We start from the raw sequence: 14044 nt of genomic DNA, 5'->3' as shown, positions 1-14044 counted from the left end.
TTTAATACTTAATTCACCACAAAACCTGGTGGTCAATTTGCTCCGGAATTAGGTGGTCAGTTTGCTCCGGAACGGGTGGTCAATTTACTCCGGAATTAGGTGGTCAAATTGACCGGTTTTTCCAGCAAACCGACTATACTAACGGCCATGAATGAAATCTGGAATTAAAATTCTCATGTTCTAAAAATGCCAAATTCCAAAGCTGGGCAGTAAAGATTTAACCGCAAAGAGCGCTATGATTTACGCAAAGGTTCGCAAAGTGATAAATAAACTTTGCGAACCTTTGCGTTTTTCTCCTTGCGGACCTTGCGGTTAAATATAAAAATAAAAAAGCCTTTCCGTTAAGAAAGGCTTCTTCCAATATTGCGGTCTGGACGGGACTCGAACCCGCGACCCCATGCGTGACAGGCATGTATTCTAACCAACTGAACTACCAAACCAACTGCGTTATTGTGAGTGCAAAAATACAATAGAAGTTGGGTTCTGCAAGGTTTTTTTCGTTTTTTAAACAAATAAAATAGTTAAAATTTTAACCAATTGATTTCTATTGAAGTACAAAAACAAAAAGAGCCGGATTTAACCCTTATTAGGTAAGATAAAAACATTAAACTGTGTTAAGTGTATTATCATAATCCTTGAAGGATGAAAATTTTTTATTTTTTACCCTCTTCTACAATTTATAAATTATCTGTGTCAGAATTTTAAAACTGCAATCTAAAAGTATTTATGTTGAATAAAAACTTAATATTTGTAAGGATATGCATCACTGTTTTTTTTTAGTGTTGCAGACACAAATTCCAAGTGTCTTAAATGATTGGAATATTAAACAATATTAAAACCATAGATCTATGTTAAAGAATTTAAAAGGTGCCGAAAAATTAACCGTTAACGAATTAAAATCTATTAATGGGGGCGTTAACCCAACATGCCCGGCAGCAGATGTTACAGACACTTGCTTTACCGGACCGTATTATTGTCCAAATCCAAGAAATCTTCCAAGATGTGTAAAGGATGATGACCAAAACTAGCTGTTCGTTTATTTGAAGTAAAATTTAGGAATTAATCCTAATTTAACCGCAAAGTACGCAAGGTTTAAATCGCAAAGGTTCGCAAAGCTATAAACAAACCTTGCGAACCTTTGCGTTTTTTTCTTTGTGTGCTTTGCGGTAAAATCTTAAAACCCGATAGGTCCTAAATCAAAAAAGCCATCCACAAAAGTGGAAAGCTTTTCATTGGTCTAACTACTAAACCAGCTACGAGTTACAAATTCGTAGCAAACAACACAACTAATCTTAGATACCGTATTTGGGCAAAAAAGCCTTTCCGTTAAGAAAGGCTTCTCCCAATATTGCGGTCTGGACGGGACTCGAACCCGCGACCCCATGCGTGACAGGCATGTATTCTAACCAACTGAACTACCAAACCTCTGCGTTATTGCGGTTGCAAAGATAGTACAGAATTTCATTTCTGCAAGCGTTTTGCTAAAAAAAATTAAATATATTTTTAATTCGTTAGCCAAAGTTTTGTTTTTCAACTAAATATGTAGTCAATATTTTTTCAAAATTATCTCCCACGTTCACCGGAACGTACTTAATCTGGTTCTTTGCACAGGTCAGCGCAAGTGTTTTAAAGTACTCCTCTGCCCTTTTTTCGTATTCTGCTTTTACATTATCGGCAAAAATAGACACTTCTTCTCCTGATTCTAAGTCGATAAATTTTCTGGGAGTATTGTCAAAATCGAATTTCAGTTCCGTTTTGTTGTCAATAACGTGAAACAGGACCACTTTATGCTTGTTGTGTTTTAAATGCTGAAGGGCATTAAACAACTTTTCATCCTCCTCTGATTGCAGCATATCCGTAAATAAAATAATCATCGAGCGACGGTGCATTTTTTCGGCAATTTGGTGCAGATAAGTAATGGTATCGGTGCTTTTTTTGACTTTTGGCTGTTCTAATAACTGTTCTAATTTATTGAGCAGCATTCTGTGGTGACGGTCACTCCCTTTTTCAGGAGCATAGTATTCGTACGTATCCGAGAACACACTCAAGCCAACGGCATCGCGCTGTTTCTTCAGGATATTCATTAAAACCGCCGAAGCCAGGACAGCAAAACCAATCTTCTTTTCGTAAAAAGGCTGATTTGATTTTAATTCCGGGTAATGCATCGACGACGAGTTGTCGACAATCAGGTGACAGCGCAAATTGGTTTCTTCCTCAAAACGTTTGGTGTACAGGCGATCGGTTTTGGCAAACAATTTCCAGTCAATATGTTTGGTGCTTTCTCCGGCATTATACACTTTATGCTCCGCAAATTCAGCCGAGAACCCGTGAAACGGACTCTTGTGCATTCCCGATATAAATCCTTCCACCACCTGATTTGCCAGCATTTCGAGGTGCTGAAAACTGGATACTTTCTCTATTTCCGATTCGATCTTCATCTTTCAAATGTATTAAAAGATTAAATCATTTAAAAATAAAAAAAGGCCTGACTGACGCCAAACCTTTTTAACTAATTCAAATCATCCAAAATAAAAATTATTCAGTTCGTTGAAATTTAAAACTCATATCTCCTGCATAATAAGTATTACGTGCATTTGTCGGAAAAATAGTTTCTACAGCTGTACTTGAGATATACGCATATCCTGTAATGGTTATATTTCCGGCTACAATCGGGTAAGTCGCTGCCGATCCGTCTGTTTTGGTTCTGTTGATCCAGTCGTCGCTGTTTACCGTGAAGAAATATTCTTTATCTTTCGTCAAGGCAATCGGAGTGATCGCTTTTTCAACGGTAACATTGGCTGTTGCTACATTTATAACTTCAGATTTTATAACTGTTTTGGTTGCTGCATCCCATATTGTAATTCTTAAAGTTGGGTTTACATCCGGAATTTTTACCACCAAAGCGTTTATTTTTCCTGTTACTGTTGGTTTAAAGCTAAAACCATATTCGTAGATTCCTGAGTTTTTTACATCAACCGCTTTTTGGCTGAATCCTGAACCTGCCATATAAGCATCTAAAGGATTTTCTTCTGCATATTTAATCGGTTCCGGTCCGTTATCGTTGTCACTGCTGCAGGAAACAGCAAACACAGCAAGGCAAAAAATGGACAAAATTGTTTTTAAAGTTTTCATAATAATTAATTTAACTGGTTATTTATCTGGTCTTTTAAATTCTAAATATTTATTTATTTTTCTAAAAATTAAGGCTGAATATTAAAACGTGCACAAACTTCCTGATAACTCATTTTAGAATAATCCGGTTTTGCAGTTTTAGCTGTTGCAGCGGCAACGCCACCCGGAATCAGGATATAACGCCAGCTAAGTGTTGTTGGAAGGTTGACAGTTCCTCCTGCGTCATGTCTAAATCGGAACAATTTGATTTTCTTTACCGTAGAGATAGCTGTAATGGTGTTAGCAAATCCTCCTGCTGTTGAAGTGTAAGGCAATGGATAGTTTCCTGCTCCGAAAGACATATAAACCAATACCGTTCCTTTCGAAAGAATATCTTCTGTTAATTGGGGCGCAACAATGCTGGTAGACATTCCTGAAGTCCCATCAATAGTTTCTGCAACTGCTGTTGGAGCTGTTAACCACGCGCTGTAAATAACGTTGGCTGTTCCGGTTGCTCCTGTTTGTCCATCGATTCCGTCTTTTCCGTCAGTTCCGTCATCGCTGCTGCAGGACATGGTAGAAATGGCGACTAAAAAAAGCGTAAAAATGGTTTTTGAAATTTTCATAATAATTTTGGTTTTAAAATTTGGCTAAATGATTCGTATTTAATTCAATAACATTATTTTTGTAAATGTCAACCGATCGTAAAAGAATATTCTTTTGGCTGATGACGTAATTACAAAGCAAATTTGCAGCATTAAAACCGGCGGAAAAACAGCTAATAGACAGACGACATTTTAAATAGACAGACGACCTAAAACCGAATTAAATGACCAAAAAATACACCTGCATTATTATTGACGATGACGAAATAGACAGACTTACGGTGGTATCGTTTGCCAAAAAATTTCCGGTCCTGGATATTTTAGGTGTTTTTGAATCGGCCGATGAAGCGCTTCCGTTTATCGAAGAACAAAAAGTCGATATCTTATTTCTGGATATCGATATGCCGGGCCTAAACGGAATAGAGTTTAGAAAAAAGGCCATGGAAATTCCGGTTTGTATTTTTATCACCGCACATCCGGAACATGCCGTAGAAAGTTTTGAAATAGAAACACTCGATTTTATCGTAAAACCTCTAAAACTTGATCGCTTCACACAAACCATGAGTCGTGTCGAAGAGTTTATGGAAATTAAACTCAAAGCTTTACTTTTTGAAGCCAGTATTGGCGGCGATACCATTTATATCAAAGAAGGCCACGAACAGACCAAAGTCAAACTGCATGAAATTTTATATCTCGAAGCCCTGAAAGATTACACGCTGGTGATTACAGAAAAAAAGAGACATTGCGTGTTGTCGAGCATCGGCAATCTTCTCAAAGAAGATCATTTTCAGTCCTTCATACGCATTCACAGAAGTTTTGCGGTGCAGAAACAGTTTATTCATAAAATGAACTCGACGGAAATTATTCTAAACAATAATATTTCAATTCCGGTGGGGAGAAGTTATAAAGAAAACCTAAATCTGATCTAGATGAGAAAGGGCTGTTTTTTATTTCTGTTTTTTATAACGCTTTCTGTTTTTGCACAACAAGAACCGAATTTGTCCCGCTATAAAACCACAAACGAAAAACTAAAAGTCTGGCTAAAATATACCAATGTGTTTTTAGATTCCGAAGATTATCCTAAACTGCTGATCGCGGCACAAAAAGGGATTGCACTTTCTAAAGATCATCCCGCGTACAAATCAAGGTTTTATTTCTTAAAAGGAAACGCTTACGAATTCAACAACAATCAGAACAAACAAGCATGCGTTAATTATGAGCTTGCCTTAAAATTTGCACAAAAGGCCCGCCATCTTAAAAACGAAACCTCAATTTTAATGCGCCTCAGTTATGCCTATTACGCCCTTAATGAAACTTCAAAACGAAAACAATTAATAGCCCATATCAAACAAGTTCTGGACACGACAAAAAGCACCTATACCAAATCTGTGCTTTACGGAAGCCTGGGCGAATATTATCTTGACAATGCCGAATATGAAACCTTTATTAGTTATCAGCTCAAAGCGATTAATTATAAAAAACTGCTTAGAGAAACCGTGGCCAACGATGAGACCATCGGCGTTTCTTATAGCCAGATTGCAGCTGCTTACACCAAAATGAAACAATACAATAAAGCCATTGAATATTTAAATTATGCCCAGCCTTACATACAGACTTCCCCTTATGTCAGTGCTTTTTCCTGCAACTATTACCTACAGTGTTTTGTTCCTTTAAAAAACCTCGACAGCATTCAAAAATATTACCGCTTAGTATATACTTTTCCTTCTAAAAAAGATTCGTTATTTCTTAATTTAAGTTTTGCCAATAGAAGCGTATCGGAATATTACGCTAATGAAGGCCAAATAAATACCGCCTTTAGTTATGCTAAAAAAGCAGTTGTATTAGGAAAAAAATCAAATGATGAGGATATCATTATGGAAGCAAACGCCATAATGGGAAGGGTTTTATATGAAAAAGGAGAATACAAAAAGGCCATCGAAACCTTAAAAAAAGCTTCAGAAAATGCATTGACCTACGATAAGGAATCCTTTGTAAATATCAATAAAAAACTATCGCAGAGTTATGCCGCATTGGGGCTGTGGAAAGAAGCGTACCATTACAACGAAATCTACAGCAAATACAATGACGAGATAATGCAGGAATCGGCCAAACAAAGCATTGCCAATGCCGAAGCAAGTTATCAGAACAAAACCAAAAAGCAGGAAATAAAAAGCCTTTCAGCACAAAACACGATTAAAAACATTCAGATTGAAGAAACTAAAAAACAGCTTTTATTTTTAGTTTTCGGACTGGCATCAGTCGCCATTATCGGATTATTGTTATTCAAACAAAGTCAGAACCGCAAGAAAACCAATCAGAAATTACAGGTTTTGAATCAGGAATTAGATGAAGCCAATAAAATAAAAGCCCGCTTTTTTAGTATCCTGAACCACGATTTACGAAGCCCGGTTTCCAATTTAATTCACTTCCTGCACCTTCAGAAAGAAAGTCCCGAACTCATTGACGAAGCCACCGCTTTGCGAATGCAGACCAAAGTCATTAGCGGGGCGGAGAATTTGCTCTCCTCTATGGAAGATATTCTGTTGTGGAGTAAAGGGCAAATGGAAAACTTCAAACCTCATCTTCAGGAAACGCCGGTTGCCGTTTTATTTGATGAAACCGAAAAGCATTTCTCCGGAATTGAAAACATCGAAATTTTATTTGAAGATCCCGAAAACATCATTTTAGATACTGATGCCAACTACCTGAAAACCATTATCCGAAACCTGACCGGAAACGCCATAAAAGCACTGGATAAAACTCCGGACGGAAAAATAATCTGGAAAGCCCAAAAAGAAAACAACCAAACATGTCTTTCCATCACTGACAATGGCCGCGGCGGAACTCAGGAACAATTTAAAGCCTTATACGACGACTCCGAAGTGATCGGAATCAAATCCGGATTGGGATTACACCTTATCCGCGATCTCGCAACCGCCATTAATTGTAAAATCGAAGTAACTTCAAAACCCGACTCAGGAACTACTTTTACGATTAAATTCTTAAAATAGAGTTTGCCACGAATTGCACGAATTAGCACGAATTAAAATGTGTTTATTTTTTTTTGCCACAGATTAAGGGATTTTCACAGATTAGAAAAATCTTTTTAATCCTTTAATCTGTGGCAACCTTTTTTAAGCAACATCATAATAAATAATTTGTAAAAATTCGTGTAATTCGTGGCAAAAAAAATCTTTTTAATCCTTTAATCTGTGGCAAAAAAAAATCTTTTTAATCCATTAATCTGTGGCAACCTTATTTAAGCAATTTGGCAACCGCCATTAATTGTAAAAATCGAAGTAACTTCAAAACCCGATTCAGGAATGACCTTTACGATTAAATTCTTAAAATAGAGGTTGCCACGAATTTGCACGAATTATTTTCACGCAGATTTAAGCAGAACTACACAGCTTTCATTTTACCGCAAAGCACGCAAAGTTTTTGCATCAGCTTGGTTTGGTAAAACACAAGTTCGCAAAGCTGGTTCAATACAAAGCTTTGCGAACTTTGCATTTTCTGAAGATACTTTTGTAGGTAAAACTTTGCGTGCTTTGCGGTAAAATCAAAGTAGTCCTGGCAAAATAAACGTACAGATTAGAAAAATCTTTTTAATCTTGTAATCTGTGGCAACCTTTTTTAAGCAAAATCAAAATAATTAATTCGCGGCAATTCGTGACATTCGTGGCAAAAAAAACCTTTTAACCTGTAACGATTAGACCCGACAGGTTTTAAAAACCTGTCGGGTCTGACATTTTTTTATAAATAAAAAAGGTCTGACTTTCGCCAAACCTTCTTTATATAAATCATAATCTTACGATTACAACAAAGCGTCTAAACTATCTGCGTAGGTTTGTTTCGGAGCAACTCCTACTTGTTTTCCTACTACTTCACCGTTATGAAAAACCAAAACGGTAGGTATGTTACGCACACCATATTTTGCAGCGAATTCCTGGTTAGCATCTACATCTACCTTACCAACAACTACTTTACCTGCGTATTCTTCGCTAATCTGATCAATGATCGGACCAACCATTCTACAAGGACCGCACCATGCTGCCCAAAAATCTACCATTACTGGTTTATCTGATTTCAAAACTACTTCGTCAAAAGTAGCATCTGTTATTGCTAATGCCATAATAATTTTTATTTAAAGTTTATCCCTTGAATTTCTCTCAGGGGAGCAATTTTTAATTTGTTCCTTAACTGAGTACAAATTTAGAAATTTTAAATCAATCAAACGCCATAACCAAATTAGTTTTCATTATAAACGTATTGTCATTAATTATATTAGTACTAAAATTCTTATTTGTAAGTTTTGTCCTATACCCAATTGAGCGTCCTGTTTTTAGGAATTTCACTCATTTTTAGTGTACCTTTAGTAATCCGGAAAACCCGTTCAGATGAAAACAGCCTTACTTCACATAAAAAATTTCTTGCAATCACCACATTTTAAAAAATACGCCAGACGATTTGGCTATTTCGTTGCAGGCTGCATTGTACTGGTTCTTATTCTGGCCGGAAGCCTGTCTTTTTATTTCAACCGGAACAAGACTGAAATCATCGCGAAGATCAACACCACAATCAACGAAAACATCAACGGACAGTTTCATGTGGGTGATTTTCAGTATAAGTTTCTAACCGGTTTTCCGAACTTCACGCTGGCTTTAAAAGAAGTTGAACTCAAAGACAATCAGTGGAAAAACCATCAGCACACTTTACTAAAAGCCAAAGAAATCGAAGTCCGCCTGAACATCTGGAGCCTGCTGCAAAACGAAATCAACATTCATAAAATCCTCATTAACGACGCGGATATTTACGTCTACAAAGCCGAAAACGGTTATTCGAACGCCGATATCTTTAAACCCAAAAAGAAAAAATCACCCGCAGATCAATCCAATACCGGAACGACAATCGATCAGGTAGACCTTAATGATGTACATTTTATTCTGGACAATCGTTTGGGACATAAACTGTTTGATTTTGATGTTTCGAGCCTGAAAACCAAAGTAGAATACGACGGAGACGACTGGCAAACCGATGTATTTCTGGACACGCAGATCAAAAGCCTTGCTTTTAATACCAAACATGGCAGTTTTGCCAAAGAAAAAGAACTCAGGGGAACTTTTAATGTTGCCTATTCTTCCGAAAAAGAAAAAATAAATGTCGTAACCCGAAACCTAAAAATCGGAACGGACTCTTTTGACATCATCGCTTTTTTTAATCTCGCTAAAGGCAATGCCTTGTTCGGCATCAATATTGGGACTACCATTTTATGGCAAAATGCTTCGAATGTCTTATCTGCCAACATCAGTTCGAAGTTAAACCGGTTCAATTTGAGTAAACCCATAGACGTGAATTGCGACATCAAAGGTGATTTTAATGCCGAGGGTGATCCCAAAATTGTCGTTCAGGCGATTATAAAAGACAACGAACTGAGTATTCCCGACGGATTAATCAAAAACTGTAATTTCAAAGGAATTTTTACCAATAATTTCAAACCCAAAGACGGTTACAACGACGCCAATTCGGCAATTATCCTGACCCAATTTGCGGGTGATTATGAAAATATTCCGCTTACGATTCCGCAATTGTCGATTAACAATCTCAATAAACCTGTGGCTACCGGAAACGTAAGTTCTGATTTTGAGGTGGAAAGGCTCAACGAAATCAGCAACGACAAATGGATTCAGTTTACATCCGGTCACGCCAAAGCCAACCTGAAATTTCAGTTTGATATCGTCGGTTTGCACATCAAAAAACCGCGTTTTATTGGTAAAATAAATGTTGACGATGCTTCCTTTCATTACATCCCGAAGAATCTTCATGCCATAAAAACCAATATCCATCTCAATTTTACAGAGAAAGCTTTACTGATCCAGGAAATTGCTTATAAACACAATAAGAATACGATTTTCATCGAAGGAAAAATTGACAATTTCCTGAACCTCTATTACGACGCTCCGGAGAAAATGATCGTCAACTGGAAAATTTATTGTCCGAATATCGACCTCAAGCAATTTCTGGGTGTTTTGGCTACCTCCAAAAAAACAAAAGCGATTGCAAAAGCGGGCAAAAGAACCACCATATCCAACCATCTAAGAACCGTAATCGATAAATGTTTGGTCGTAATCGACATCAAAGCCGACAAAATCAATTATAATAAACTAACGGCGACTCATACCACGGCAACGGTTCAGATGATCGATTCGAAATTAGTCATCAAAAACGGTTCGCTGCAAACCTCCGGCGGAAGCATCACCTTTAACAGTGAAGTACAGCCCAGCGGAAAAAACTTTGCCTTTAGCGCTGATGCGCAGGTCAAGCGGGTAGATATTGCGAGTTTTTTACGCTCTTTCAACAACTTCGGCGTTACTTCTTTTAATCCCGGCAACATCAAGGGAAAACTCAGCAGTCAGGCCAATGTAACGGGTTTTATCAATGGCAATGGCTCGCTGATCACGAATTCGATGCACGGCAACCTGACGTTCAACGTCAAACAGGGGGCTTTGTTAAACTTCGAGCCTATTGTAAAAATCGGGAAGTTTGCTTTTCCTTTTCGCGATGTCAAAAATATTACGTTTAGTGACTTATCTGGCATTCTTAAACTTCGCGGAGAGCAGATCGATGTCAATGATTTCACCATTAGTTCGAGCGTTTTAAACCTCGATGCCGCAGGTATTTATTCCTTTGGCCGTGGCACCAATCTCGCCCTCACCATCCCACTCCGAAACTCCAAAAACGACATCAACCTCGCCACCCAGGCCGAACGCGATGCGGTTCGCGAGCGTGGTCTTGTCCTGCATTTAAATGCGGTTGATGATGAAGGGAAAATGAAAATTAAGTGGGGGAAGAAGGGTAAAGAGAAATAAAGTTATTTTCACATTTTTCACCCAATCTAAAAAAGCGTATAAATACGCTATCAGACGTTTTAATTTAGTGCTATACTTGTTGTCACTAACTTAATCAAATAAAATATGCCACAAGCAGGAGATTCATTTATCACAACACTAAAACAAGCTCATTTAGAATGGGGAGAATTTAGACATACAACCAGTCGTGGAATTATAATTGGTGAAGGTTATTTACAGATACCTTCTGATGAAGCATATAGGCTTGGAATTACTAATAATAAGTCACCTTTAAGATCCGCAGAGTATGATTTTAGCACTTTTGATGGCTTTATTACTAATAGTAAGCTACTAGCAGCTGGCAATCAATCAAGGGCTGAATTTGCAAAACAATTTCAGGGATCAGGAGCTTTAAAATTACTGGGGATTGGTACAACCATATAAATGCTCAAATTGGTGACCAAATTGAAATTAAATTTATAAGTCCAACAGAAATTCTTTTAACAAAAGTATAATTAAGTCTTAAATAAAAATCTAGCCTTTACGATAATTATTAACGCTGATCAGAAATGATTGGCGTTTTTTTTACGGGATAATAAAACACAGTTAATATCACGTTGAAAACTATTTCCTCATGAGGTCAATTGTAAGCAGGTCAATTGTCCTCACAAAACTACTTTTATAAACTATGAATATCAAAGAAAAATTCGGATTCAAAGTCAAAGAACTTCGAGAACAAAAAGGATACTCAATCGAGTATTTAGCCAATATTTCTAACGTTGACAGAAACTACATTTCAGATATTGAAAAAGGTCAACGAAATGTTTCAATAGAAATTATAGAAAAAATAATTACTGCTCTTGATAGTGATTTTGGGGCTTTTTTTAACGACAACAATTTTAAGAAATGAAAATGAAAGAGCAAATATCAATCGAAGAATTCGATGAAAAGAAGTTTAAAAGCAGAACTTCAGAAATAGACGATGAAAAAAAAGCGGTTGTTACCCATTATTTGCATAACATGCATAATGGAGTTAAAAAGCATTACGAAAAAGAAGCGAAAAAATATTTAAACGAAATTGTTGAATATAAAAATGAGGAAGAAAACCTGAATATGGTTTCCGATTCCGCAATACAACAGTTGTTATATGAAGTTGAAAATGTTCCATTTACAACACCACAAAATTATACTTTCAAATTCATCGACTTGTTTGCTGGAATTGGTGGCTTTAGAATTGCATTACAGAACATTGGAGGAAAATGTGTGTATACAAGTGAGTGGAATGTAGATTCACAAAAAACATATCGTGCTAATTTTGGTGAAATTCCATTTGGAGATATAACCAAAAAAAGCGTCAAAAATTATATTCCTGATGATTTCGATATATTATGTGCTGGCTTTCCTTGTCAGGCTTTTTCAATTGCTGGAAACAGAAAAGGCTTCCAAGATACAAGAGGCACATTGTTTTTTGATTTGGAAAAAATAATTGAAACTAAAAGACCTAAAGTCATCTTTCTTGAAAATGTAAAAAATTTAGTTTCTCACGACAAAGGAAAAACCTTTAAAGTTATTTTAGAAATATTAGAAGAGAAACTTGGTTATAAGGCTTATACTAAAATATTAAATTCTTCTACGCATGCAAATGTTCCACAAAACAGGGAGAGAATTTTTATTGTTGCATTCGACACAGTACAAGTAGAAAATCATGCAGATTTTAAATTTCCTGAACCCATTCCTTTAACAAAAACAATTCATGATATTTTAGAAAAAGGAAAACAAGCCGATAATCTGTATTATAAAAAAGATCATCAGTATTATCCAGAATTAAAAAAAACAATGACTTCAAAAGATACTATATATCAATGGAGACGTGTTTATGTCAGAGAAAATAAAAGTCAGGTATGTCCAACTTTAACTGCAAATATGGGCACAGGTGGTCATAATGTACCTTTAATTTTAGACGATTATGGCATTCGAAAATTGACTCCAAAAGAATGTTTTGCTTTTCAAGGATATCCAATGGATAAATTCATCATACCAAATATTGCTAATAGCAAATTATATATGCAGGCAGGAAATTCAGTAACAACACCTTTGATTGAAAGAATCAGTACTGAAATTATAAAAGTCTTACTACCATGAGTGTTTGGGAACAATTTTCTGGAGAACAAAGAGATGAGTATGTAAAATTTTTGCAAGTTTATGGAGCGTTATCTAATTTGTTTCGTCAGAAACAAGGAGATCTAATACCGTATCTTGATTCTAAATTTCAAGAAACAGTTTTTACGAAAATTTTCAATGGACAAAATGTAGATATCGGCAACACCCCACACGATGTTCTGTCTGTATTTGGTAATGAAAGAGTTGGAATTGGTTTAAAAACTTGGATGGGAAGCAAACCTTCTTTTCAGAAAGTTATGCAACTTAAACGCTATCAGAGCGAAATTAATGAGTATCGTAATGATTTGCATGCATTAGCTTATAAAATTTCTGAAATTAAGAACGAAAGAATGAAAAGCGATTATGTTCGCTTAGGTTTGTCAGAAGATAAAAATATTTATCATTACATAACTCGGGACAAAGGTATCTTTACTGTAAATGAGTGTGCATATCCATTAATTGACTTAACCAGGCTTAATAATTTTAACTTAACGCAATCAGCTTTGTCTTGGTCTGATGGGAATAAGGATTATAGATATACTTTTGGCGACTCTCAAATATGGCAGAAATTCGACTCAAACAATTATAACACTTTAATTCTAAATAAATTTGATGTAAAAATCATTGAAGATCCTTTTTCATTTCTTCTAAAAGCATATTTTGATATCATTGAAACTTCTACTGTTGCAGAGCCAGATATAGTTGAAGCGTACTTACCATTGTATTCATATGAAACAAAAGAAGTAGAAGAAAAATCCGGATTAAATGCTTGGAACGGAGCGCCTAAAAGCAAAGGGAGCAATACTTTAAGGCCACTTAACGAAGTTTATATACCAGTTCCAGTAGAATTTCATCGAAAACACCCTAATTTTTTTACCGAAAACATACTAGAGTTTTTGAAATTTAGAAAAAGTTATGATGGAGCCAAAAATGAAAAGCCTGAAATACGTTTCTATTTACAATTACCCAATGGCAAAAGAATTCCTTCTTTACTAACAGGAGATAACATGAAAAACTTTCAATCAGGAAGTAACACAGAATATGATGAGAGTGGTAAAAGATACGGACAATCTGCATTAGGACAATGGTTATTAGTAGATGTACTAGGATTAAAAGAACGACAACCAGTAACACGTGAATGGTTAAAGAAAAAAGGAACTGATTCTATTCGTTTATGGAGAAAAAAAGATGACTATAAAACAATTAATATCGACTTCGCACCCATAGGTTCTTTCGAAAAATTTATGAAAGATGAACCAGTACCACTAGAAGATGAGGAATAAATTATCTTTGAATACATATTTAGAAAATAAAATAATA

The 14044-nt window shown here is 36.0% G+C and carries 12 protein-coding genes and 2 tRNA genes; 8 read left to right on the top strand and 6 right to left on the bottom strand.

Features of this window, described 5'->3' with window-relative positions; translation table 11 throughout:
* Positions 1–366 precede the first annotated feature (366 nt).
* Positions 367–440, bottom strand: a tRNA-Asp gene (locus D0817_RS23025).
* 408 nt (positions 441–848) lie between these two features.
* On the opposite strand from D0817_RS23025, the gene D0817_RS23020 reads away from it, so the two are divergent.
* Positions 849–1028 carry a hypothetical protein gene (locus D0817_RS23020; RefSeq protein ID WP_127340692.1) on the top strand — a complete coding sequence of 60 codons (180 nt, stop codon included), beginning with the start codon at positions 849–851 and terminating at the stop codon, positions 1026–1028.
* A 323-nt stretch (positions 1029–1351) separates the two neighbouring features.
* On the opposite strand, the gene D0817_RS23015 is transcribed toward D0817_RS23020, so the two are convergent.
* The 4 genes from D0817_RS23015 to D0817_RS23000 all read right to left on the bottom strand — a co-directional run bounded on the left by D0817_RS23015 (position 1352) and on the right by D0817_RS23000 (position 3737).
* Positions 1352–1425: transfer RNA gene (locus D0817_RS23015), tRNA-Asp, on the bottom strand.
* A gap of 86 nt (positions 1426–1511) precedes the next feature.
* Complete coding sequence (locus tag D0817_RS23010) at positions 1512–2438, bottom strand: DUF58 domain-containing protein (RefSeq protein WP_127340691.1); 927 nt, start codon at positions 2436–2438, stop codon at positions 1512–1514.
* A gap of 97 nt (positions 2439–2535) precedes the next feature.
* Positions 2536–3132 (bottom strand): DUF4082 domain-containing protein, encoded by a 597-nt coding sequence (locus D0817_RS23005; protein ID WP_127340690.1) that lies wholly within the window; start codon positions 3130–3132, stop codon positions 2536–2538.
* A 68-nt stretch (positions 3133–3200) separates the two neighbouring features.
* Positions 3201–3737: a hypothetical protein gene (locus tag D0817_RS23000; protein ID WP_127340689.1), complete on the bottom strand. Its 537-nt coding sequence runs from the start codon at positions 3735–3737 to the stop codon at positions 3201–3203.
* Positions 3738–3940: 203 nt separating this feature from the next.
* On the opposite strand from D0817_RS23000, the gene D0817_RS22995 reads away from it, so the two are divergent.
* Together D0817_RS22995 and D0817_RS22990 are read left to right on the top strand one after the other, a co-directional pair.
* On the top strand, positions 3941–4645 hold the full coding sequence (locus tag D0817_RS22995) for a LytR/AlgR family response regulator transcription factor (protein WP_127340688.1): 705 nt from the start codon (positions 3941–3943) through the stop codon (positions 4643–4645).
* Positions 4646–6727, top strand: a complete 2082-nt coding sequence (locus tag D0817_RS22990; RefSeq protein ID WP_127340687.1) for an ATP-binding protein — start codon at positions 4646–4648, stop codon at positions 6725–6727.
* 806 nt (positions 6728–7533) lie between these two features.
* Here D0817_RS22990 and trxA read toward each other — a convergent pair.
* Positions 7534–7851: a thioredoxin gene (gene trxA, locus D0817_RS22985; RefSeq protein ID WP_041516662.1), complete on the bottom strand. Its 318-nt coding sequence runs from the start codon at positions 7849–7851 to the stop codon at positions 7534–7536.
* Positions 7852–8116: 265 nt separating this feature from the next.
* Here trxA and D0817_RS22980 point away from each other — a divergent pair, with 265 nt between their 5' ends.
* From D0817_RS22980 to D0817_RS22960, 5 genes are all read left to right on the top strand, one after another.
* Positions 8117–10585: an AsmA family protein gene (locus tag D0817_RS22980; RefSeq protein WP_127340686.1), complete on the top strand. Its 2469-nt coding sequence runs from the start codon at positions 8117–8119 to the stop codon at positions 10583–10585.
* Positions 10586–10690: 105 nt separating this feature from the next.
* Complete coding sequence (locus tag D0817_RS22975; protein WP_127340685.1) at positions 10691–11008, top strand: hypothetical protein; 318 nt, start codon at positions 10691–10693, stop codon at positions 11006–11008.
* A gap of 244 nt (positions 11009–11252) precedes the next feature.
* Entirely contained in the window at positions 11253–11474 is a 222-nt protein-coding gene (locus D0817_RS22970) for a helix-turn-helix domain-containing protein (RefSeq protein ID WP_127340684.1), read from the top strand.
* 2 nt (positions 11475–11476) lie between these two features.
* Positions 11477–12706 (top strand): DNA cytosine methyltransferase, encoded by a 1230-nt coding sequence (locus D0817_RS22965; RefSeq protein ID WP_238160934.1) that lies wholly within the window; start codon positions 11477–11479, stop codon positions 12704–12706.
* Positions 12703–14007 (top strand): phospholipase D-like domain-containing protein, encoded by a 1305-nt coding sequence (locus D0817_RS22960; protein ID WP_127340682.1) that lies wholly within the window; start codon positions 12703–12705, stop codon positions 14005–14007. The genes D0817_RS22965 and D0817_RS22960 overlap by 4 nt, the downstream gene beginning before the upstream one ends.
* Positions 14008–14044 lie beyond the last annotated feature (37 nt).

This window comes from Flavobacterium cupreum, from assembly GCF_003996965.1.
Lineage (GTDB): Bacteria > Bacteroidota > Bacteroidia > Flavobacteriales > Flavobacteriaceae > Flavobacterium > Flavobacterium cupreum.
The sequence above is the reverse complement of the archived record's forward strand: the minus strand, read 5'-3'. Positions and strand labels throughout refer to the sequence as shown.